The organism is Erythrobacter sp. HI0063 (assembly GCF_001635685.1).
Lineage (GTDB): Bacteria > Pseudomonadota > Alphaproteobacteria > Sphingomonadales > Sphingomonadaceae > Qipengyuania.
Window position 1 is genome coordinate 1 of the sequence record NZ_LWFF01000224.1, and the last position, 20609, is coordinate 20609.

The 20609-nt window shown below is 65.0% G+C and carries 21 protein-coding genes, 1 other RNA gene and 1 pseudogene; 17 read left to right on the forward strand and 6 right to left on the reverse strand.

From position 1 onward, the window contains the following. Window positions 1-177: pseudogene (locus A3736_RS16670) on the forward strand (protein translocase subunit SecF); the annotation flags it as partial. Between the two features lie 21 nt (window positions 178-198). Here the strand turns inward: A3736_RS16670 and A3736_RS07160 are convergent. Beyond that, window positions 199-1392, reverse strand: a complete 1194-nt coding sequence (locus tag A3736_RS07160) for a glycosyltransferase (protein ID WP_067680996.1) — start codon at window positions 1390-1392, stop codon at window positions 199-201. A 2-nt stretch (window positions 1393-1394) separates the two neighbouring features. Continuing rightward, on the reverse strand, window positions 1395-1967 hold the full coding sequence (locus A3736_RS07165) for a helix-turn-helix transcriptional regulator (protein ID WP_067680998.1): 573 nt from the start codon (window positions 1965-1967) through the stop codon (window positions 1395-1397). Window positions 1968-2061: 94 nt separating this feature from the next. Between A3736_RS07165 and A3736_RS07170 the strand changes: the two genes are divergently transcribed. Further along, window positions 2062-2535: a DUF6456 domain-containing protein gene (locus tag A3736_RS07170; protein ID WP_067681000.1), complete on the forward strand. Its 474-nt coding sequence runs from the start codon at window positions 2062-2064 to the stop codon at window positions 2533-2535. Between the two features lie 9 nt (window positions 2536-2544). Here the strand turns inward: A3736_RS07170 and A3736_RS07175 are convergent, their stop codons facing one another. Next, window positions 2545-3132 (reverse strand): uracil-DNA glycosylase family protein, encoded by a 588-nt coding sequence (locus A3736_RS07175; RefSeq protein WP_067681003.1) that lies wholly within the window; start codon window positions 3130-3132, stop codon window positions 2545-2547. After that, window positions 3129-4937, reverse strand: a complete 1809-nt coding sequence (locus A3736_RS07180) for an ABC-F family ATP-binding cassette domain-containing protein (protein WP_067681006.1) — start codon at window positions 4935-4937, stop codon at window positions 3129-3131. Before A3736_RS07180 ends, A3736_RS07175 begins: the two co-directional genes overlap by 4 nt. Before the next feature lie 170 nt (window positions 4938-5107). On the opposite strand from A3736_RS07180, the gene A3736_RS07185 reads away from it, so the two are divergent. The 4 genes from A3736_RS07185 (at window position 5108) to A3736_RS07200 (ending at window position 8441) form a co-directional block, all read left to right on the forward strand. Then, the gene (locus tag A3736_RS07185) at window positions 5108-5833 is read left to right on the forward strand and encodes an SIMPL domain-containing protein (protein ID WP_067681007.1); all 726 of its coding nucleotides are present in this window, start codon (window positions 5108-5110) and stop codon (window positions 5831-5833) included. A gap of 66 nt (window positions 5834-5899) precedes the next feature. Continuing rightward, window positions 5900-6199, forward strand: coding sequence for a PepSY domain-containing protein (locus tag A3736_RS07190; protein WP_067681009.1), 300 nt, complete (start codon window positions 5900-5902; stop codon window positions 6197-6199). A gap of 123 nt (window positions 6200-6322) precedes the next feature. Continuing rightward, a complete protein-coding gene (locus tag A3736_RS07195) occupies window positions 6323-7000 on the forward strand; it encodes a response regulator transcription factor (RefSeq protein ID WP_067681134.1) in 678 nt (225 codons plus the stop codon). Then, window positions 6933-8441 (forward strand): ATP-binding protein, encoded by a 1509-nt coding sequence (locus A3736_RS07200; protein WP_082851360.1) that lies wholly within the window; start codon window positions 6933-6935, stop codon window positions 8439-8441. The genes A3736_RS07195 and A3736_RS07200 overlap by 68 nt, the downstream gene beginning before the upstream one ends. A gap of 120 nt (window positions 8442-8561) precedes the next feature. Here the strand turns inward: A3736_RS07200 and A3736_RS07205 are convergent, their stop codons facing one another. After that, on the reverse strand, window positions 8562-8771 hold the full coding sequence (locus A3736_RS07205) for a hypothetical protein (protein ID WP_067681012.1): 210 nt from the start codon (window positions 8769-8771) through the stop codon (window positions 8562-8564). 149 nt (window positions 8772-8920) lie between these two features. After that, complete coding sequence (locus A3736_RS07210) at window positions 8921-9265, reverse strand: chorismate mutase (RefSeq protein ID WP_082851361.1); 345 nt, start codon at window positions 9263-9265, stop codon at window positions 8921-8923. A 65-nt stretch (window positions 9266-9330) separates the two neighbouring features. Between A3736_RS07210 and A3736_RS07215 the strand changes: the two genes are divergently transcribed. The 11 genes from A3736_RS07215 (at window position 9331) to A3736_RS07265 (ending at window position 20570) form a co-directional block, all read left to right on the forward strand. After that, complete coding sequence (locus A3736_RS07215; RefSeq protein ID WP_067681015.1) at window positions 9331-10347, forward strand: polyprenyl synthetase family protein; 1017 nt, start codon at window positions 9331-9333, stop codon at window positions 10345-10347. Between the two features lie 22 nt (window positions 10348-10369). Continuing rightward, entirely contained in the window at window positions 10370-12820 is a 2451-nt protein-coding gene (hrpB, locus tag A3736_RS07220) for an ATP-dependent helicase HrpB (protein WP_067681018.1), read from the forward strand. Between the two features lie 106 nt (window positions 12821-12926). Further along, window positions 12927-13205 carry an ETC complex I subunit gene (locus A3736_RS07225; RefSeq protein ID WP_067681021.1) on the forward strand — a complete coding sequence of 93 codons (279 nt, stop codon included), beginning with the start codon at window positions 12927-12929 and terminating at the stop codon, window positions 13203-13205. Window positions 13206-13276: 71 nt separating this feature from the next. After that, an RNA gene (ffs, locus tag A3736_RS07230) (signal recognition particle sRNA small type) lies at window positions 13277-13371 on the forward strand. Window positions 13372-13418: 47 nt separating this feature from the next. After that, window positions 13419-15284, forward strand: coding sequence for a DNA polymerase III subunit gamma/tau (locus A3736_RS07235; RefSeq protein ID WP_067681024.1), 1866 nt, complete (start codon window positions 13419-13421; stop codon window positions 15282-15284). Beyond that, window positions 15281-15622, forward strand: a complete 342-nt coding sequence (locus tag A3736_RS07240; RefSeq protein ID WP_067681027.1) for a YbaB/EbfC family nucleoid-associated protein — start codon at window positions 15281-15283, stop codon at window positions 15620-15622. Before A3736_RS07235 ends, A3736_RS07240 begins: the two co-directional genes overlap by 4 nt. A 39-nt stretch (window positions 15623-15661) precedes the next feature. Next, window positions 15662-16363: a 2OG-Fe(II) oxygenase gene (locus tag A3736_RS07245; protein ID WP_082851362.1), complete on the forward strand. Its 702-nt coding sequence runs from the start codon at window positions 15662-15664 to the stop codon at window positions 16361-16363. Between the two features lie 52 nt (window positions 16364-16415). Beyond that, window positions 16416-17210: a class II aldolase/adducin family protein gene (locus A3736_RS07250; protein WP_067681033.1), complete on the forward strand. Its 795-nt coding sequence runs from the start codon at window positions 16416-16418 to the stop codon at window positions 17208-17210. A 59-nt stretch (window positions 17211-17269) separates the two neighbouring features. Next, the gene (locus A3736_RS07255) at window positions 17270-17548 is read left to right on the forward strand and encodes a hypothetical protein (RefSeq protein WP_067681036.1); all 279 of its coding nucleotides are present in this window, start codon (window positions 17270-17272) and stop codon (window positions 17546-17548) included. 117 nt (window positions 17549-17665) lie between these two features. Further along, entirely contained in the window at window positions 17666-20059 is a 2394-nt protein-coding gene (lon, locus tag A3736_RS07260; protein ID WP_067681038.1) for an endopeptidase La, read from the forward strand. Window positions 20060-20297: 238 nt separating this feature from the next. Next, entirely contained in the window at window positions 20298-20570 is a 273-nt protein-coding gene (locus A3736_RS07265; protein WP_067681041.1) for an HU family DNA-binding protein, read from the forward strand. The last annotated feature ends 39 nt before the right edge of the window (window positions 20571-20609 follow it).

Sequence of the window (20609 nt, forward strand, 5' to 3'; positions counted from 1 at the left end):
CCGGAAAGCCTGTTCGGCCTCGTCGCGGCGATCACGCTGGGCATTTTCGTCGGCACCTACAGCTCGATCTACATGGCGGCGCCGCTGCTGGTGTGGATGGGCGTCACGTCGAACAGCTTCGTGCCGGAAGAAAGCGAAGAGGACCGCCAGGCGCGCCTCGCCCGCGAGGGTCGCTGATTTCAGCGCATCGCCTGAATATTACGCGCGGACGAGCCGCTCGTAATATTCGCCGAGCGTGCGTCCATTCACACGCCAGTCGAACCGCTCGGCCTTTGCGGCGACGGTGTGCGGCGATCGCGGATGGGCGAGCACGAGCTTGATACCGTCCGCGATCGCTTCTGCCTCCCGCGCCACGATGATGCCCGCATCCGGCCCGTCCACGACTTCGCGCGCGCCGCCCGCATCCGTGATGACGAGCGGCGTGCCGCAGGCCAGGGCCTCCACCCAGGCATTGGCCAGTCCTTCGCTGGACGAGGGCAGCACCATCGCATCGGCGGCGGACAGGACCAACGGCAGGAGATCGTGATCGATCGAGCCGAGGAAGTGAGTGCGATCGGCCAGTCCCAAGGTCTGCGCCAACGCGCGCAAATCCGCTTCGTCCTCACCCTTGCCGACCAGCAGCACACGCGCATCGGGAAGCGATGTCAGCGCTTCGATGACCAGCCTTTGCCCCTTGCGGGGGATCAAAGCACCGACGGTCACCAGCAGGGGGGCATCATCCGGTAATGCGATATCGAACTCCGTGCCCACTCGCGAGCGCAGGCGGGTGTGATCGAAGGGGCGGAAGCGGTCGCGATCGAGCCCCGTGTAATGGATCGCGATCTTGTCTCGCGGCAGACCGAGCGCTGTCATATCGTCTGCAAGCGCCTCGCAGACCGATAGCAATCCCTTTGCATCGCTCCCGGCGGCGAGCATCGCGTCGCGGGCGTAGGATCTCGATCCCCAGTAATGGATGTCCGCGCCGCGTGCCTTGATCGACAGCGGGAGATCGAGCGCGCGGGCGATGCGGACGGCGGCGGAACCGTCCGGATAGAAGAATTGCGCATCCACGAGGTCGAATGGTGTCTTGGCGTGCAGATGGCGGATCAGAGGCAGCGCCGCGCGCGCGATCGCGCCGGGGTTCAGCCGCCCGCCGATCTTGGGGAGGAGAGTGAAACGCGGACGGTGGACCGAAATTCCGTTCTCGATCCCGCCGGTCGCCGCAGCCGCCAGAACTCGATAGCGGCCAGGCAGAAGCGCGTTGGGAAGCGGCGGCAGGCCGATGGGATTTACGACGGTTACGTCCCAATCGGTCTCGCGCTGCAAGGCTTCCAGCGAGCGGGCCACGAACGTCCCGAAGCGCGGATTCGCTGCATTCGGGAAGAGTGTCGAGAGCGACAGGACGCGCGGCATCGTCAGAGCTTTCGCACCAGCATTTCGGCGACCGCGATCCAGGCCGGGTCTTTCACCACGTCCTGCTTCTGGCCATGACCGGGGGGCAGCACACCCACCAGATCGCCCTGCCGATCGATCAGCCGACCGAATGCGAAACGGCCGCCCTTGCGCGGAACCAGCACGTCGCGATTGATGGCGCGGGATGCGTCTTCGGGCGCGAGCTGGCGGAGCCAGAGCTGGTCGCCGGGCCGGTATTCGCCATGGGGGTATTCGACCGCCATCACGACCAGTGCCCCGTCGCCCGACAGGTCGGTGGCGAGGATCGCGTCGCGCGGGGACGAAAGCGCTTCAGCGCCACTGGCGGCCAGCATGGCGATCATCTGCGGGTGCCCAGCGCTTTCCGAACGCACGAGCAGTTCGGGCTCCACGCCCAGCGCCTTTCCGATCCGATCCATCCATTTGATGGATAGGTTGCGCATGCCCGTTTCCAGCCGCCCGACCGTCTGCGGCGTGGTCGGTGGGTCGCACGCTTCGGCCAGGTCGGCCAGAGTCATGCCCTTCTGCTTGCGAATGTCACGGATGCGATTGATCATCCGGCGCTCCTCAAAATAACCAGATCGGTTTTCTCTTTCCTACGCGGCTCACCATTTTGCAAGAGCAGCTGCGTCAGCGAATCGGGAGAATTTTATGAAGCGCGAACTGGTCGAACGGGAAGTGACGGTAGAAGGGCCCCGGCGCGGATCGGGCGCGGCCAAGCGCAAGCGCTCGGTAACGGTCAATCTTGCCGAATCGCCGCTCGGCTGGCTCCATGCGCGCGGCCATCTCGACGACCGCCAGTTCGACGCGGGCGAGCGGCTGCGTATGGATTACGAACGCGCGCAGCTCGCGCCGTCCATCACGATGCGCTGGGATCCGGTGCGCGTGGATGGCGGCGTGGGCGGTGCGGGACTGACCCCTAGCGAGCGCCGGATCGCGGCGAAGGAGCGGTTCGACGGTGCGATGCGCGAGGCGGGGCGTGGGCTTTCGGACGTGCTGTGGCGCGTGGTGTGTGCCTGCGAAAGCCTGCCATCGGCGGAAAAGACGCTCAAATGGCCTGCGCGTTCGGGCAAGCTCGTACTCGGTATCGCGCTCGACCGGGTGGCCGGGTTCTATCGCTTGTGAGAAGCTGGTCTAGGCCAGCGTTGCTGCGATTTTCGCTCGCAGGATCGGCAGGATTTCGGCTTCGAACCAGGGGTTCTGGCGCATCCAGATTGTCGATCGCCATGCCGGATGGGGGAGCGGCAGGACGCGCGGCGAGAACTCGGTGAAACGCCGCACTCTCTCGGTCATCGAAAGCCTGCGGGTGTCCGGCAGGTAATAGGCCTGCGCATAGGTTCCGACGAGCAGCGTCAGGCGATCCTGAGGCAGCGTGGCCAGCACTTCCTCATGCCACAGGGGCGCGCATTCGCGGCGCGGCGGTTTGTCGCCGCCGCTCGCTTTGCCGGGATAGCAGAAACCCATCGGGACGAGCGCGACCCGGCTGGCATCGTACATCGTCTCGCGGTCCAGCTCGGTCCATTCGCGCAACCGGTCTCCGCTTTTGTCATCCCACGGAATGCCGCTGAGATGCACTTTCGATCCCGGCGCCTGCCCGATGATCAGCAGCCGCGCCGTGGGCGAGAAGCTGGCGACCGGGCGCACGCCGTGCGGAAGATGCGCGGCGCAGACCTTACAGGCGGCGATCCGCGCGGCGAGAGCCGCAGCGCCTGTCTCGCTCACCCTTCGACCAGCTCCGCCAGTTCCAGCCATCGCTCTTCCGCCGCGTCCTTTTCGGCGCGGGCGTTTTCGATGCCTTGCGAGATGGTGGCGAATTTCTGCGGATCGGCGGTGTAGAGTTCCGGATCGGCGAGAATAGTCTCCCCCTTCGCGATTGCGGCTTCCAGCTCCTCGATCCGGGCGGGAAGCAGTTCGTAGTCGCGCTGATCCTTGTAGGAAAGCTTGGTCGATTTCGGCGGGGGCGGGGCGGGGGCGGGCGCATTGCCAGTGTCCTTCGCCGCGGCCTCGCGCGCCACGGCGACGGTTTCGCTGCGCTTTCTCTCCCAGTCCTCGTAACCGCCTGCCACGACGTCGACCTTGCCGCTGCCGTCGAGGCCGAGCGTCAGCGTCACCGTCCGGTCGAGGAAGTCGCGATCGTGGCTGACGAGGAGGACCGTGCCTTCGTAATCCGCGATCACTTCCTGCAACAGGTCGAGCGTTTCGAGGTCGAGATCATTGGTCGGCTCGTCCAGCACGAGCAGGTTCGAGGCCTTCGCGAATTCGCGCGCGAGCAGCAGGCGGCTGCGCTCTCCGCCCGACAGGATGCCGACCTTGGTGTCGACGATCTTGGGATCGAACAGAAAGTCCTTGAGATGCGCCTGCACGTGCTTGCGATGGCCCTGCACGTCGATCCAGTCGCCGCCTTCGGCCAGCACTTCGCGCACCGTCTTGTCGGGCGAGAGCAGGGCGCGCTGCTGGTCGATCATCACGCCGGTCAGCTTGTTCGAGATATCGACGCTGCCGGTATCGGGGGCGAGTTCCCCCGTCAGCATTTTCAAGAGCGTGGTCTTGCCCGCGCCGTTGGAGCCGACGATCCCGATCCGGTCGCCGCGCTGGATACGAAGGCTGAACGGCTTGATGACGGTGCGATCGCCATAAGTCTTGGAGATCGAGTCCGCTGCGATCACGGACTTGCTTTTGAAATCCTCTTCCGTCGCAAGCTTCAGTTTGGCCGTGCCACCGGCGGAGATCATCGAGGCGCGCTGGGCCCGCATCTGGTGCAGTTTTTCCAGCCGCCCCTGATTGCGCTTGCGCCGCGCGGTGACGCCGCGTTCCAGCCAGTGGGCTTCCAGCTTCAGCTTGGCGTCCAGTTTTTCCGCCGCGCGCGCTTCTTCGGCATAGACCTGTTCTTCCCAGGCCTCGTACCCGCCGAAGCCGACCTCCTTGCGCCGCATGGTGCCCCGGTCGAGCCAGAGCGTCGCGCGGGTCAGGCGTTTGAGGAAGGTCCGGTCGTGGCTGATGACGACGAAGGCGCCCTTGTACCGGTCGAGCCAGCCTTCCAGCCAGTCGATCGCGGCGAGATCGAGGTGGTTGGTCGGCTCGTCCATCAACAGCAGATCGGGATCCTGTGCCAGCGCGCGGGCGATGGCGGCGCGGCGCCTTTCGCCGCCGCTTGCGCCCTTGGTCGGGGTCGCCATGTCGATGCCGAGCTGGCCCGCGATCGCGTCGACCTCGTGCTCCTGCGGGGGATTGTCGCCCACCAGCGCCCATTCCATCAGCGTGGCATGGCCCGAAAGATCCGGCTCCTGCTCCAACACGACGATGCGCGTGCCGGGCTTGACCTTGCGCAGGCCCCGATCGGCTTCGATCCGGTCGTCGATCAGCCGGAACAGAGTGGTCTTGCCCGCGCCGTTGCGGCCGATCAGCGCAAGCCGGTCGCGCGCGCCGATATGAAGGTCGATCGGGTCCTGGTCGGGCCCGCCGAACAGCCAGCGGCCGCCCTGTTGCAGGCCGAGACCTTCCCAGCTGAGGATCGGAGGTTGTGCCATGGAGCGCGGCAGGTAGGCGCGGGCGCGGTGATCGGCAAGGCCGGTGTGGCCCTCGCAAGGCTTGCAAATTCGCAGCCTGTCACGCCCCGATCGCGGAACCCATCGGTTCAGCGGGGCGTAAGCGCGTCATAGGCATTCGCCACACCAACACACCGACCGGAGTATCGATCATGCAACGTTTCGCCCTTTCGCTCGCCGCCGCCGCTCTGGCGCCCGCCGTGGTCGCATTCCCGGCGAATGCCGCCGAAGTCTCGATCGCCGCGACCGGACCCGTGATCGAATTGCAGGTATCGCAGCAGGTTCTGGGCGATCCCGACAAGGCGACGATCAGTGCCGGAGTAACCACGCGCGCGCAGACCGCCGTCGCGGCGATGCAGCAGAACGCCGTCGAAATGGACCGTGTGCTGAAGCGGATGGATGCGCTGGGAATTCCCGAGGACCGCGTGCAGACCGCCGGCATCACGCTCAACCCGCAATATAATCACCGCCAGAACATGCCCCCCGAATTCATCGGTTACGATGCGACCAATCGCGTGACCGTCGATCTGCGCGATCTCGACCGGATCGGGCCGGTGCTCGATGCATTGGTCGCTGCCGGCGCCACCAATCTCAGCGGCCCGAACTGGGAAATCGTGAACGACGCACCGCAAAAGGCAGAGGCGCGCAAGGCCGCCTTCGCGGCGGCGCAATCGCAGGCGCAGGATTATGCCCGCATGGCCGGGTATTCGGGCGTCCGCCTGCTTGCCGTCGAAGAACAGATGGGTTTTCAACAGCCGATGTACGATGCTGCTCCGCAAGCGATCAAAGTAACCGGAAGCCGGATTTCGACGCCGACACGCCCCGGTCAGGTCGGCACGCAGGTCACGATGACGGTCAAATACGAACTGACGCGTTGATCGGGCAGGTGGGGCGCAGCGCATTCACACCTTGTTCAATGCTGTCGCACTAGTCAGAAAGGCATCATGAAAAGCTTGCTCATCCCCTGTCTCGCTCTTGCGCTTTCGATGCCCATGGCCGCGCCTGTGCTTGCGCAGGCGCGGGGCGAACAGGGCGAAGCGCGCAAGGAGATGCGCGCGGGCAATCTCGTGTCCCTGCGCGAGATCGAGGCTCGGATCGTGCCGACCATGCGCGGGGCGGAATATCTCGGCCCGGCCTACGATTCGACCGCGATGGCCTATCGGTTGAAATTCATCCGCGACGGGCGCGTCCTGTTCGTGGATGTGGATGCCCGGACGGGCCGCGTTCTCGGGCGCAGCGACTGAAAATCCCGCTTTCCCACGCTGGCCGCGAAACTGTCGGCTGCTTGACGTGTTCATGTACATGAACGACATCACGGCGACAGGCGGCCGATGGGCCGCAACCGCGCAACCGGGGACCAAGATATAATGAGGATTCTGATCGTCGAGGACGAGCCCACGCTCGGCCAACAGCTCAAATCGACGCTGGAACAGAACGGCTATGCCGTGGACCTGTCCACCGATGGCGAGGACGGCCATTTCCTCGGCAGCACCGAGGATTACGACGCTGTGATCCTTGATCTCGGCCTGCCGGAAATCGACGGGCTCACCGTGCTCGGCATGTGGCGCAAGGAAGGGCGGGGCTTCCCGGTCCTGGTCCTGACCGCGCGCGACAGCTGGAGCGACAAGGTCGCTGGGCTCGACGCGGGCGCGGACGACTATCTCGCCAAACCCTTCCAGACCGAAGAGCTGATCGCGCGCCTGCGGGCACTGATCCGCCGCGCTTCGGGCAATACCAGCGCCGAACTGACGGCGGGCGACGTGCGTCTCGACACGCGCTCGGGCCGGGTCACGCTGAAGGGCGAGCCGGTCAAGCTGACCGCGCAGGAATACAAGCTGCTGAGCTATCTGATGCACCACAAGGGCAAGGTGGTCAGCCGCACCGAACTGATCGAACATATCTACGATCAGGATTTCGACCGCGATTCCAACACGATCGAAGTTTTCGTAACCCGCATCCGCAAGAAACTCGGCGCGGATGTCATCACCACGATCCGCGGCCTTGGCTACTCGCTCGACGATCCCGCCGACCAGCCGCGCGCCTGATTCCGCAGCGCTCGTAACGCCGTCCGTTCCGGTCGGCGGGGGCTCGGCGGAACCGGTGGTTTCGGCTGCTGCGCGCAACACGGCGCCCCGGGCCGAGAGCAGTCTGGCGCGCCGGATGATGGCGATCGCGGCGGGCTGGATTCTTGTCCTGCTGCTGGCCGGAGGCTTCGCACTCGACCGCACGCTCACCAATCTGGTCGAGCGCAATTTCGACGATCAGCTCGAATATCTCCTTAACGCCATGATCGTGACGGCGGAAATCGACCTGGATGGCGAGGTCTATTTCAACCGCGTGCTGGGCGAACCGCGCTTTCTCGAACCCAATAGCGGCCTCTATTACCAGATCAGCGCGCCCGGAAAGGAAGGGTATCCCTCGCGTTCGCTGTGGGACAACACGCTCACCGTGCGGCAGGAAGCCGACGATTTCGAGCCGCGTTTCTACGACAGCCAGCAATTCGCCGACGAGCCCCTCCGCATCGCGCAGCGCACCGTGATCCTGCCGGACAGCGAGGCGCGCTGGACCTTTGCGGTCGCCTCCGCGCGCCAGCAATTGGACGATCAGATAGCGCGCATTCGGGCCATTCTCGCCTGGAGTTTCGCCTTGTTGGGCCTGGGCCTGTTCGCGCTCGCGGTCTTGCAGAACTGGATCGGGCTCAGTCCGCTGCGGCGCGTTCGGGCCGCGATACAGGACATGCGAAGCGCAGGCGCCAATCGGATCGACGAGCCCTTGCCGCTGGAGGTCCAGCCCTTGGTCGAGGAGGTCAACGCGCTACTCGCTCATTCGGAACGGCAGGCGGAAGAAGCGCGCACGCATGCGGGCAATCTCGCCCATGCTCTCAAAACGCCGCTCACCGTGCTGACGAACGCCGCCACCGCGCACGATCCCAAGCTGTCCGATCTGGTCTGCCGCGAAACCAAGACGATGCAGCGCCATGTCGAACACCATCTGGCCCGCGCCCGCGCCGTGGGACGGCGCGCCAGCGGCCACTCGCGGGCGGAAATCTGGCCCAGCGTCGAAAGCGTGTTGCGGGCGGTAACGCGAATCTACGAGCGAACGCGGTTCGATCTCGACGGCAATCAGAACGCGGTTGCCGCGATGGAGCGACAGGATCTGGACGAGATCCTCGGCAATCTGATCGAGAACGCGGCCAAATACGGCGGGGGCAGTGTGTTCGTCACGGTCGATGCCGAACCTTCATCTTCGCGCTGCGTGATCTGGATCGAGGATGACGGGATGGGCATCCCCGAAGAGGAATGGCCGCGCATATTCGATCGCGGCGCTCGCCTCGATACCGGCAAGCCGGGCACGGGCCTGGGCCTGGCGATCGTGCGCGACGTGGCGGAAATCTACGGCGGTTCGGTGTCGCTGGCCGAGAGCGAGGATCTGGGAGGCCTGCTGGTCCGGCTGGAGCTGCCGAGGGCCGGAGACGGGTTCGACTGACCGGATAATCAAGCCGCGTTCGGGCAGATCGGAATTGGCTTTTGCGAAATGGAGCCCGCTCAAACGAAAACGGGGCCGGAAACCCGACCCCGCTCGTAAATGTGTCCAGTTCAGCAACCGTTACGGGCTGACGGGCTCGTCATCGCCCGAAGCGAAGATGAAGGTGGCGATGGCGAGAACGCCGAAGATCGCCAGAATGCCACCGGCATTGCCGGCCAGTTCGGATTCCCCGTCAACCGGAGCGGCGGCGCGATCGGCTGCCTGAGCGGCGATCGGAGCAACGGCGAGGCTGGCAGCCGAAGCGACCAGAGCTGTCTTGCCAAATTTCATGGTAATTCCCCTTGAGCGAAAATGCGAGGATGGTTCCTATTGAGACCGACGAGGGGATTCAACCCGCCAAGGGCAACGCGAAGGGACTTTTTCACCGTGGCCGCGCTGGTGCTGCATTTTGGTCACATTCGGTCGCTCGCCGGTGGGGCTCAGCGGGTCTCGCGCGCCTGTTCGTGATGCCGGATCACCTCATCGATGATGAAGCGCAGGAATTTCTCGCTGAATTCGGGGTCGAGCTCGGCATCCTGTGCCAGAGCCCGCAGCCGGGCGATCTGCGCATGTTCGCGGCCCGGATCGGCGGGCGGAAGCGCCGCCTTCGCCTTGTAGGCCCCCACCGCCTGAGTGATGCGGAACCGTTCGGCCAGCATGTGGATGAGGGCCGCATCGATATTGTCGATGCTCTTGCGATACCCGGCAAGGGTCGCATCCCCAGTAGAGTATTGGTTCGATGGCTGGGCCGAAGCGGGCTGGGCGGAGGGTGTTTGCCGGGACATCGTGCCAAGCTAGCAGCAATTGCGCCCTTGCCAAGCGCGGCCAGCCTCCCCATTGCCGATGGCAGATGAGCGCCGAAATCATTCCCCTTCACGATCGCGGATCCAACCCCTCGCTCGACCCCATGCTGGCTTTGACCGCGCAGGGCATGAACGCGGTCAATTCCGTCATCCTTTCGCGCATGCAGAGCGAGATACCGCTGATACCGGCGCTGGCCGGGCATCTGATTTCTGGTGGGGGCAAGCGTCTGCGCCCGATGCTCACGCTCGCAGGCGCAGAGCTCGTCGGCTATCAGGGCGCGCGCCACCACAAGCTCGCCGCCGCGGTCGAATTCATCCATACCGCCACCCTGCTTCACGACGATGTCGTCGACGGCAGCGAGATGCGCCGGGGCAAGACCGCCGCGAACATCATCTTCGGCAACCCCGCCACCGTGCTGGTGGGCGATTTCCTGTTCAGCCGCAGCTTCGAACTGATGACGGAGGACGGCAGCCTGCGCGTTCTCAAGATCCTCTCCGGCGCCAGCGCCATCATCGCGGAGGGTGAGGTCGATCAGCTGACTGCGCAGCGCCGGATCGACACCAGCGAACAGCGCTATCTCGGCATCATCCGCGCCAAGACGGCGGCCCTGTTCGCCGCCGCCGCCCGGATCGCGGCGGTGGTCGCCGAATGCGACGATGAGAAGGAAAATGCGCTCGACGAATATGGGCGCAATCTGGGCGTCGCCTTCCAGCTGGTCGACGATGCGATCGATTACGATTCGGATGCCGCCGCAATGGGCAAGGATCGGGGGGACGATTTCCGCGAGGGCAAGATGACGCTTCCCGTCATCCTCGCCTATGCGCGCGGAAGCGAGGAAGAGCGCGCCTTCTGGAAGGACGCGATCATCGGCCACCGCACCAGCGACGCCGATTTGGACCATGCCTGCACTCTGATCGCCCGGCACGACGCGCTGGCGGATACGCGCGAAAGGGCCCGCCATTTCGCTCAGCGCGCGATCGATGCGCTGGCGATCTTTCCCGATGGCAAGGCCCGGCAGGCGATGGTGGAAGCGGCGCGTTTCGCGGTGGCGCGGGGCTACTGACCTAGCTGAATAGGGCAGGCCGATGCCTTCCGACCTTCCCATCCACGCCGTCCTGCCCGATCTTCTGGCGGCCTTGCGCGTGCAGACCGGCGCGGTGCTGGTCGCGCCGCCGGGCGCGGGCAAGACGACGGCGGTGGCGCCTGCGCTGATCGGGGAGGACTGGTGCAGCGGTCAGGTCATCCTCACCAGTCCGCGCCGGGTCGCGGCGCGCGCGGCGGCGGAACGGATGGCGGCCCAATTGGGCGAGAAGACGGGCGAAACCGTCGGCTACCTCACCCGGCTCGACAGTCGCCAATCGTCCAAGACCCGCATTCTCGTCGTGACCGAAGCGATCTTCGTCAATCGCATCCTCGAAGATCCGGAATTGCCCGGCGTGTCGGCAGTGCTGTTCGACGAAGCGCACGAGCGCCATCTCGACAGCGATCTCGGCCTCGCCATGGCACTGGAGAGCCGCGCTTTCGTGCGCGAGGATCTGCGCGTCCTCGTCATGTCTGCGACGATCGACGGCGCGCGATTCGCGCGGCTGCTCGGCGATGCGGCCCCGGTTATCAAAAGCGAGGGGCGCGCCTTCCCGCTGGCGATCGAGTGGCTGGGCAGCTCGCCCCACCAGCGGATCGAGGATGCGGTCGCCGATGGAATCGCGACCGCGTGGCGCGACCAAGAGGGCGACATTCTCGCCTTCCTGCCCGGCGTGGGCGAGATCGAGCGTGTGCGCGAGCGCATCGAGACACGCCTGCCGAGCGCCATGGTGCTGCCGCTGCACGGACAGGTCGATCCGGCGAGCCAGCGCGCGGCCATACGGCGCGATCCCGAAGGGCGGCGGCGGATCGTCCTCGCCACGGCCATCGCCGAAACCTCGCTCACTTTGGATGGCGTCTCGGTCGTGGTCGATAGCGGCTTGTCGCGTCGAGCCGAATTCGACCGCGCGGCGGGGACCACGCATCTCGTGACGATGCGGGCCAGCCAGGCCGCTGCGGCGCAGCGCGCCGGGCGTGCGGCGCGACAGAGCCACGGCACGGCCTACCGATTGTGGGAGCAGGGCGGCCACAAGGGGCGGCCCGAATTCGACCCGCCCGAAATCGTCACGGCCGACCTCGCGCCGCTGGTCCTGAAGGTGGCGCAATGGGGCAGCGATCCGCTGGACCTGCGCTGGCTCGATCCGCCGCCCGAAGCCTCGCTCGCTTCGGCGCAGCACCGGTTGGAAAAGCTTGGCGCGCTTGATTCCTCCGGGCGAATCACTGACTTTGGTGGGCGAATTGCGTCCATGCCGCTCGACCCCGAGGGGGCCGCGGCGATCCTCTATGGTGCCGGGGCGGGGCAGGCGCGCGACGCTGCGGAGCTGATCTTGCTGACGCAGGAGAGAGGCCTGGGCGGGCGCGGCGAGGATCTGTCGGCGCGCCTCGCACGCTGGCGGGGCGACCGCAGCGCGAGAGCGGAAGCGAGCCGGAAACTTGCGCAGAACTGGGCGAAGCGGGCGGAAAAGCTGATCGCCGACGATGCCAAGGCTTTCGAGGGGAGCGGTGGCGAAGCCGTGGATCCCGCGCTGTTCCTGGCCGCAGCGCGCCCCGACTTCATCGCCAAGCGCCGTGATCCTTCGGGCGAAAGTTGGATTTCCGCAGGCGGGCGGGGCTTCATGCTCGATCCGACCTCTCCTTTGGCGCGGGCCGAGTGGCTGATCGTCGCCGATGCGCAGGGACAGGCCAAGGGCGCGCGGATCACTTCGGCGGCGCAGCTGGTGCTGGCCGACATCGAAACGCATTTCCCCTCTCTTATCGAGCGCAAATCGGTCCTCAATTGGAACGAGGACGAGCAGAGAATCGAAGCGCGGCTGGAGCGGCGGCTTGGCGCGATCCGACTGTCGAGCGGACCCGATCCGTCTCCGGACGCGCAAGCGATTGTGGAAAAGCTTGTGGATAAGGCGCGGGACAGGCTGGGGGTATTGCTGCCTGCCGACCTGCTGGCACGGGCGCGCTACGCCGGAATCGCCGCGCTGTCTCTCGATGCGCTTTCGGACAATGCCGAGCTTTGGCTGACCCCGCTTTTGCAGGGGCGCCGCGATCTCGCGCTGGCGAAGGGGCGTCTTACCGATGCTGTGCTCGGCCTGCTGGATTGGGACAGCCGCCAGAGGCTTGACCGGCTGGCCCCGCGCGAATTCGTGTCGCCTGCGGGCACGCATCACGCGATCGATTATACCGGGGACGACGCGCCCAGCGTGGAAGTGCGGGTGCAGGCGCTGTTCGGGCTGGAGCGGCACCCGATGGTGGGCGACACACCGCTCCTGCTCAAGCTGACGAGCCCGGCTGGCCGCCCGATTCAGGCGACCCGCGATCTGCCGGGTTTTTGGCGGGGAAGCTGGATGGACGTGCGCAAGGACATGAAGGGCCGCTATCCCAAGCACCGCTGGCCGGACGAGCCGTGGGCGGAGGCGCCGAGCCTCAAGACGAAGAACGCCTTTTCAAGAGGCGGCGGCTGAATTAGGGGATCGGGGACGCTTCGGAGTCCCGCAAGCGCGACCGCGCGCCGCGGCTTATGCCGCGAAGCCGCCCGGCGTTTGAGGGACTAAACAAGGACTCGCGACCATGACCGCCCGTATCTATCAGCGACCCAAGAGTGCGATGCAGTCCGGCAAGGCGCGCGTCGATGAATGGGTGCTCGAATTCGAACAATCCGAAGCGCGCCGCGCCGATCCGCTGATGGGGTGGACGGGCAGCGGCGATACGCAGGTTCAGGTGCAGCTGAAATTCCCCTCCAAGGACGAGGCGAAGGCCTATGCCGAGAAATACGGTATCCCCGCGCGTGTCCATGCGACGCCGCCCAAATCCCTGAAATTGCAGGCTTACGCGGATAATTTTCGCTAGAGGCTTCACGCGCGGCGCGGTCGAGGCTGCGCGACGCTTGCAAACCCACGCCGCCACCGCCATATGGCCGCCCGGGAGTCGGGTGGACGTTCGCGTCTGCTCACCGGGTCAGGTCCGGAAGGAAGCAGCCCAGGTAGATGGCAGCGGGTCGCTCGGCTCCTTTTTCGCTCACCATGGCATGACAAGCGCGGCCGGTGCCCCTACCTAACGGGCATGGGTGATTCACCGGACAATTCAGACGGCCTCCCTTGGGAGCCCGGAGCGGGCGACGCTCCGGAAGACAACGCGCCCAGCGCCGCCGAATTGGAGGATGCGGGCCAGGGATCGATGTTCGGTGCTGCCGAAGCCGAACCGGTTGCGCCGCCCGCAACCGAAGTGCCGCCTGCGAAAGAGACGCCGGACGTCGCCCTCACGGTTCCCTCGGAACCCTTGGTCGAACCGACCGCACCCGATCCGGCGCAGCCCTATCGCGTGCTCGCGCGCAAATACCGGCCCCAGACCTTTTCCGAACTGATCGGGCAGGAACCGATGGTCCGCACGCTCGCCAATGCGATCGCGCGCGACCGGCTGGCCCATGCCTTCCTGATGACCGGCGTGCGCGGAGTGGGCAAGACCTCGACGGCGCGCCTCATCGCCAAGGCTTTGAATTGCGTCGGGCCGGACGGGAAGGGAGGGCCGACCATCGATCCGTGCGGCGTTTGCGAACCTTGTACTGCCATCGCGGAAGGCCGCCATATCGACGTGATCGAGATGGATGCCGCCTCCCATACCGGCGTCGACGACGTGCGCGAGATCATCGAGGCGGTGCGCTATTCCGCGGTTTCGGCGCGGTACAAGATCTATATCATCGACGAAGTTCACATGCTGAGCCGCAACGCCTTCAACGCGCTGTTGAAGACGCTGGAAGAGCCGCCCGCGCATGTGAAATTCCTCTTCGCCACCACCGAAGTCGACAAGCTGCCCGTAACGGTCCTGAGCCGCACCCAGCGCTTCGACCTGCGGCGTATTCCCGCCGAACTGCTCAAGGAGCATTTCGCGGAGATCTGCCGCAAGGAAGGTGTCGAGGCGGAGGACGAGGCGCTGGCCATCGTGGCCAATGCAGCGGAAGGATCGGTCCGCGACGGGTTGTCCATCCTCGACCAGGCGATCGCCCATGCCGATATGGGGGCCGATGAAGGATCGGACAGCACGGTCACCGCCGAGCGAGTCCAGTCCATGCTCGGCCTCGCCGACAAAGGGGCGCAGCGCCGCCTGCTGGGCCATTTGCTGGAAGGCGAGGCGCGGCCTCTGCTCGCAGGCGTGGACGAGCAATACGCACTCGGTGTCGAGCCGCTGGCGATGATGCGGGCGCTGATGGACATCGTCCACCGGATCACAGTGTCGCAAGTGTCAGGCGGCGAGCCCGACGCGCCGAGCGCCGAGGAGCGCGCCGAGCTCGCCGCCTGGGCCGAAGCGATCCCGGCGGGTCGCCTCCATCGCCTGTGGCAATTGCTGCTGAAAGGGCATGAGGAGGTGCGCCAGGCGCCCGATCCGCTCGTGTCCGCGCGCATGGCACTGCTGCGCACGCTGCACGCCAACGACCTTCCCGATCCGGGGCGCCTGGCCCAGATCATCGCGGATGCGGCGGCCAATGCGCCGAGCGCTCCCACAACGACCGGAAGCGAAGGCACCGCCGAGGCTCCTGCCGCGAAGTCGATCGACTGGCGCGATCTGGTCGCCAAGGTCGAGGATGCGGGCCAGCACCTCGCCGCCAGCACGATGAAATTGCAGATCCGCCCGATCGCGATCGAGAGCGAGCTGCTGCGATTCAGCCGCGATGCGCGTTACAAGGACGATATCGGCCCGCAATTGCGCGAGGCGCTGCTCGCCGCCACCGGCGAACGCTGGCAGATCGAACAAGCGCCCGAGGGCGGGGCACCCTCGCTGGTCGAACAGGAACAGCAGGCCGCCGCCGACGCCCAGCGCGAGGCGCGCGAACATCCCATGGTGAAGGCCGCGTTCGCCGCCTTTCCGGATGCCGAACTCTTGGAAGAAACCCAGACGCCGTCCCCCCGGCGCGATTGGAGACGCGAAGCATGAAATCGATGGAAGAAATGATGGCCGCCGCCCAGAAGGCAGCCGAGACGATTCAGAACCAGATGGGCGAGGCGCAGGCCAAGCTCGATACGATCGAGGTCGAAGGCAATGCCGGTGGCGGCATGGTCAAGGTCCGCGCCACCGCACGCGGCCGCATCCTCGGGGTGGCGATCGACGACAGCCTGATGAATCTCGACGAGAAGCAGATGCTCGAAGACCTCGTCACCGCCGCCTTCAACGATGCGCGCGACAAGGCGGATCGCCGCGCGGGCGAGGAAATGGCGCAATTGCAGTCGGGCATGGGCCTGCCGCCGGGCTTCAACCTGCCCGGCATGGGATAACCCGCAGAAACGGAAACGATACGCGATCGGGAGAGCGCCATGTCGATTTTCAACAACAACTCCAATCGCCCCGGCGCAGGGGCAATATCCCCTTTAGGTGGCATGGCCATGCCGGGTCTCGGCACGGCGTCGCGCATGCCGGTGGCGCAGACATTCCGCCACGCGCGCACGCTGGACGGCAACAAGGTCGGCCTGGCCTACGATTTCCTGAGCGAGGCGGAGCGCAAGCAATTGCTGCACTTCGCCCGCTCGCCCGACGCGCCGTGGGAAACCTATCTCCCGAAAAACGACGTGTGGCATGGCCGGATGATCAATCCGCGCTCCATGCCGCCCAAGATATTGAAGCTGATGGAGAAGATCAGGCGCCGCACCGCCAGGCATATCGCGGCGGATTACGGCATCGCCGATCCGATCTATGCCGATACGCTCCAGCTGGTGCGCTGGCGCGTCGGCGACGATCAGGCGGCGCACGCCGATTGCGAGGAGCCGAATGGCAGCCCCAACCAGTTCCCGTGGCGCGCCTTCGCCTCGATCATCTACCTGAACGACGAATATGAGGGCGGGGCGATCCATTTCCCGAAACTCGGCCTGCGCCCGGATCTGAAGCCGGGCCTGCTCGCCTATTTCCCCTCGACCGCGAGCTACCTCCACGGCGTGGAGAAAATCAGGTCGGGCGAGCGGTTTACCTTCAGTTGTTTCTACACGTTCGACAAGGCAAGGCACGACGGCCACTCGGTCTGATGGAACCGCCGCCGCGTTCGTGATACAAGCGCCTCCAGAGGAGAGAGATCAGATGGCAACGGTGATGAATGACAATGCGAGCGGTAACGACAGCGATGTCCGCGCGCAGGTTTCCGACGAAGAGTGGGCGGTCCGCGTCGATCTCGCCGCAGCCTATCGCCTGGTGGCGCACTACGGGTGGGACGATCTGATTTTCACGCACCTGTCGGCGCGCGTTCCGGGGCCGGAGCATCACTTCCTGATCAATCCCTATGACATGATGTTCGAAGAGATCACGGCGTCGAGCCTGGTGAAGATCGATGTCGAGGGGCAGCCGGTTCTGAAAACCAGCCACCCGGTCAATCCGGCGGGCTTCACCATCCATTCCGCGCTGCACATGAACTGCGAGGATGCAGCGGCGGTGATGCATCTGCATACGCCGAACGGGCAGGCGGTCAGCGCGATGGAATTCGGCCTGCTGGAGCACACCCAGACCGGCATGATCGCGCGGCACGACATCGCCTATCACGACTATGAAGGCATCGCGACCGACCTCGAGGAGCGCGAGCGGCTGGTCGAGGACATGGGCGACAAGCACGCCATGATCCTGCGCAATCACGGCACGCTCGCGATCGGCAAGACGGTCGGCCAGTGCTTCCTGCGCCTCTATTTCATCGAGCGCGCCTGCGAAGCGCAAGTCGCGATGCTGAGCGCGGGCCGCGAGAATTTGAATACCCCGCCGCAGGGCACGCCCGAAAAGGTCCAGAGCCAGACCCCCGCCGCCGGGATGGGCATGGTCGCGGACGGGCTCGCCTGGCCGGCGCTGTTGCGCAAGCTCGACCGGATCGATCCGGGGTTTCGGGAGTAGGCGATTGAGGTCGCTTCCGACCCGTTTCGGATCGCTCGCAGCGAGCATAGAGCCGAAGAATGGATGACTACCAGATAGCGCTGCTTTTTGGCGTTCTTATCGGATTTTTGGCTGGGATGCTGCCCCATCCCAAGACTAGCTGTTGGCTGCTTCTCATCGTCCCCGCCGGAATGATCTTCTACACGATGGTCGAGTTAAGCGAACCGGGTCGCTCAGCAGATGCGCTTGATGGCCTTCTTTATCTTTTCAATCCGCTCTGGGCTGGTTTAGCCGGATTGGCAGGCTTTGGGCTCGCTAGGATTCTCTACCGCCTAGTGAACCGGAAGCGTCCTCGATAGCGGCTCACTTTAAAGGTATGCTTTCCTCCCCAAACTGGGCCATCCGCCTCCCGCTTCCCCACAGCTTCCCACGTAGACCCCGTTGCAGCCCTCCGCCACACTTCCCATATTCGGGGTATGAACCAGACATTCCCGCTTCTCCCCCTTCGTGACATCGTCGTCTTTCCCGGCATGGTCGTCCCGCTCTTCGTCGGGCGTGACAAGTCCGTGGCCGCTCTGGAAGCGGCGATGGAAGGATCGAAGGATATCTTCCTGCTCGCCCAGCTCGATCCGGGCTGCGACGATCCCGCGCGCGAGGATTTGTACGATGTAGGCGTGGTCGCGCGGGTGCTTCAGCTTCTGAAGCTGCCCGATGGGACCGTGCGCGTGCTGGTCGAAGGGTCGGACCGCGCGAAGATCGAATCCTTCGCGGTCGAAGGCGATTACGTGGTCGCATCGGTCGAGGTGCGCGAGGAACGCACGGCATCGGGCAGTCAGGTCACTGCCACCATGCGGCAGGTAATCGAGCAGTTCGGCGAATATGCGAAGCTCAACAAGAAGCTGGGCGAGGGTGCCGGCGACGAGTTGGGCGATATCGACGATGCGGGCGAACTCGCCGACACCATCGCCGCCGCCGTGGCCGCTAAGGTCTCCGACAAGCAGAGCCTGCTGAGCGAGGAAGACCCGCTCAAGCGCCTCGAAATGGTCATGTCCTTCATGGAAGGCGAGCTGTCGGTTCTCCAGGTCGAGAAGAAGATCCGCGGCCGCGTGAAGCGGCAGATGGAGAAGACCCAGCGCGAATATTACCTCAACGAACAGTTGAAGGCGATCCAGAACGAGCTGGGCGACGGGGACGAGGACGGCATAAACGAGATCGCCGAACTGACCGAGACGATCGCCAAGACCAAGCTGAGCAAGGAAGCGCGGGCCAAGGCGGAAAGCGAGCTGAAAAAGCTCAAGGGCATGCAGCCGATGAGCGCGGAAGCGACCGTCATCCGCAATTATCTCGACGTGCTGCTGGGCCTGCCGTGGGGCAAGAAATCGAAGCTCAAGAAGGATATCGGCGAGGCGCAGCGGGTGCTCGACGCGGATCACTACGCGCTCGAAAAGGTCAAGGACCGGATCGTCGAATATCTCGCAGTGCAGGCGCGCACCAACAAGCTCAAGGGCCCGATCCTGTGCCTCGTCGGCCCGCCCGGCGTCGGCAAGACCTCGCTCGGCAAGTCGATCGCGCGGGCGACGGGGCGTGAATTCATTCGCCAGTCGCTGGGCGGCGTGCGCGACGAGGCCGAGATTCGTGGCCACCGGCGCACCTATATCGGGTCGCTGCCGGGCAAGATCGTCACCAATCTCAAAAAGGCGGGCAAGAGCAATCCGCTCTTCCTGCTCGACGAGATCGACAAGCTCGGCCAGGACTTCCGCGGCGATCCGGCGTCGGCGCTGCTCGAAGTGCTCGACCCCGAACAGAATTCGAAGTTCCAGGACCATTACCTCGAACTCGATATCGACCTCAGCGACGTGATGTTCGTCTGCACGGCCAACTCGCTCAACCTGCCGCAGCCGCTGCTGGATCGGATGGAGATCATCCGGCTGGAAGGGTACACGGAAGACGAGAAGGTCGAGATCGCGCAGCGTCACCTGCTCGACAAGCAGGTCAAGCAGCATGGCCTCAAGGATGGCGAATTCGAGCTGACCGAAGAGGCTCTGCGCGATCTGATCCGCTATTACACGCGCGAGGCCGGGGTCCGCACGCTGGAGCGCGAGATCGCCAAGCTGGCCCGCAAGAGCCTGCGCCGCATTCTCGAAGGCAAGACGACAAGCGTAACAATCACGCCCGAAAACCTGGCCGATTTCGCCGGTGTCCGCCGCCACAAGCACGGCATGGGCGAGGAAGAGGCGCAGATCGGTGCGGTTACGGGCCTTGCCTGGACCGAAGTGGGCGGCGAATTGCTCACGATCGAGAGCGTCACCACGCCGGGCAAGGGCGAGGCGAAGACGACGGGCAAATTGGGCGAAGTGATGAACGAAAGCGTCGCCGCCGCCTTCAGCTTCGTGAAGGCCCGCGCGCCCGCCTATGGCATCAAGCCGAGCCTGTTCCAGCGCAAGAATATCCATATCCACCTGCCCGAAGGTGCCGTTCCCAAGGACGGGCCAAGTGCGGGGATCGGAATGGTGACGTCGATCGTGTCGACGCTCAGCGGCGTGGCCGTGCGGCCCGACGTCGCGATGACGGGCGAGGTCACTCTACGCGGCCGGGTGCTGGCGATCGGTGGGCTGAAGGAGAAACTGCTCGCCGCCCTTCGGGGGGGCATCAAGACGGTGCTCATCCCGGAAGAGAACGTGAAGGACCTCGCGGAGATTCCCGCCAATGTGAAGGAAGGGCTGGAGATCATTCCGGTCAGCCATGTCGATCAGGTGCTTGAGCGGGCGCTCGTAGCTCCGTTGGACGCGATCGAATGGACCGAGGCGGACGATCTGGCCAGCCAGCCGATCACGGCGGGAGGCGCTGCCTCTCCTCCCACGGCGCACTGACGTCCTGATAAGTTTGTAAATTCTGCAATTCTCGACCCGGCGCATCCCTGGTGCGCCGGGTTAACCATATTCGGCGTCGTTTCGACCGATTTGCAGGGCTTTGACGCCGATTTACCTTTGACAGGCCCCGCCGGATGCGCTCACTCTTCGCGCGCTCGAGCCGGTGATTCACCGGTTCAACGTCAAACCGATCAGTTCGTCATGAAGGCGAAATCTCAATCTTGGGGGATCCAACACAATGAACAAGAACGACCTTATCACCGCGGTTTCCGAATCCAGCGGCCTGTCCAAGAACGACGCGTCGAGCGCGGTCGAAGGCGTGTTCGATGCCATCACCAAGGCGCTGTCGAATGGCGACGAAGTGCGCCTGGTCGGCTTCGGAACCTTCTCGGTCGCCAAGCGCAAGGCATCGACCGGTCGCAATCCGCGAACCGGCGAACCGATGACGATCAAGGCTTCGAACCAGCCCAAGTTCAAGGCCGGCAAGGGTCTCAAGGATTCGGTCAACTAAGACCGGATCTTCGGAACACGAAACGCCGCGTCGATCCAT

Bases quoted from the DNA above. Each gene is read 5' to 3' on its own strand.
- A3736_RS07160 (WP_067680996.1), bottom strand. From the start codon at position 1,392: ATGCCGCGCGTCCTGTCGCTCTCGACACTCTTCCCGAATGCAGCGAAT.
- A3736_RS07165 (WP_067680998.1), bottom strand. From the start codon at position 1,967: ATGATCAATCGCATCCGTGACATTCGCAAGCAGAAGGGCATGACTCTG.
- A3736_RS07170 (WP_067681000.1), top strand. From the start codon at position 2,062: ATGAAGCGCGAACTGGTCGAACGGGAAGTGACGGTAGAAGGGCCCCGG.
- A3736_RS07180 (WP_067681006.1), bottom strand. From the start codon at position 4,937: ATGGCACAACCTCCGATCCTCAGCTGGGAAGGTCTCGGCCTGCAACAG.
- A3736_RS07185 (WP_067681007.1), top strand. From the start codon at position 5,108: ATGCAACGTTTCGCCCTTTCGCTCGCCGCCGCCGCTCTGGCGCCCGCC.
- A3736_RS07190 (WP_067681009.1), top strand. From the start codon at position 5,900: ATGAAAAGCTTGCTCATCCCCTGTCTCGCTCTTGCGCTTTCGATGCCC.
- A3736_RS07195 (WP_067681134.1), top strand. From the start codon at position 6,323: ATGAGGATTCTGATCGTCGAGGACGAGCCCACGCTCGGCCAACAGCTC.
- A3736_RS07200 (WP_082851360.1), top strand. From the start codon at position 6,933: ATGTCATCACCACGATCCGCGGCCTTGGCTACTCGCTCGACGATCCCG.
- A3736_RS07205 (WP_067681012.1), bottom strand. From the start codon at position 8,771: ATGAAATTTGGCAAGACAGCTCTGGTCGCTTCGGCTGCCAGCCTCGCC.
- A3736_RS07210 (WP_082851361.1), bottom strand. From the start codon at position 9,265: ATGTCCCGGCAAACACCCTCCGCCCAGCCCGCTTCGGCCCAGCCATCG.
- A3736_RS07215 (WP_067681015.1), top strand. From the start codon at position 9,331: ATGAGCGCCGAAATCATTCCCCTTCACGATCGCGGATCCAACCCCTCG.
- hrpB (WP_067681018.1), top strand. From the start codon at position 10,370: ATGCCTTCCGACCTTCCCATCCACGCCGTCCTGCCCGATCTTCTGGCG.
- A3736_RS07225 (WP_067681021.1), top strand. From the start codon at position 12,927: ATGACCGCCCGTATCTATCAGCGACCCAAGAGTGCGATGCAGTCCGGC.
- A3736_RS07235 (WP_067681024.1), top strand. From the start codon at position 13,419: ATGGGTGATTCACCGGACAATTCAGACGGCCTCCCTTGGGAGCCCGGA.
- A3736_RS07240 (WP_067681027.1), top strand. From the start codon at position 15,281: ATGAAATCGATGGAAGAAATGATGGCCGCCGCCCAGAAGGCAGCCGAG.
- A3736_RS07245 (WP_082851362.1), top strand. From the start codon at position 15,662: ATGTCGATTTTCAACAACAACTCCAATCGCCCCGGCGCAGGGGCAATA.
- A3736_RS07250 (WP_067681033.1), top strand. From the start codon at position 16,416: ATGGCAACGGTGATGAATGACAATGCGAGCGGTAACGACAGCGATGTC.
- A3736_RS07255 (WP_067681036.1), top strand. From the start codon at position 17,270: ATGGATGACTACCAGATAGCGCTGCTTTTTGGCGTTCTTATCGGATTT.
- lon (WP_067681038.1), top strand. From the start codon at position 17,666: ATGAACCAGACATTCCCGCTTCTCCCCCTTCGTGACATCGTCGTCTTT.
- A3736_RS07265 (WP_067681041.1), top strand. From the start codon at position 20,298: ATGAACAAGAACGACCTTATCACCGCGGTTTCCGAATCCAGCGGCCTG.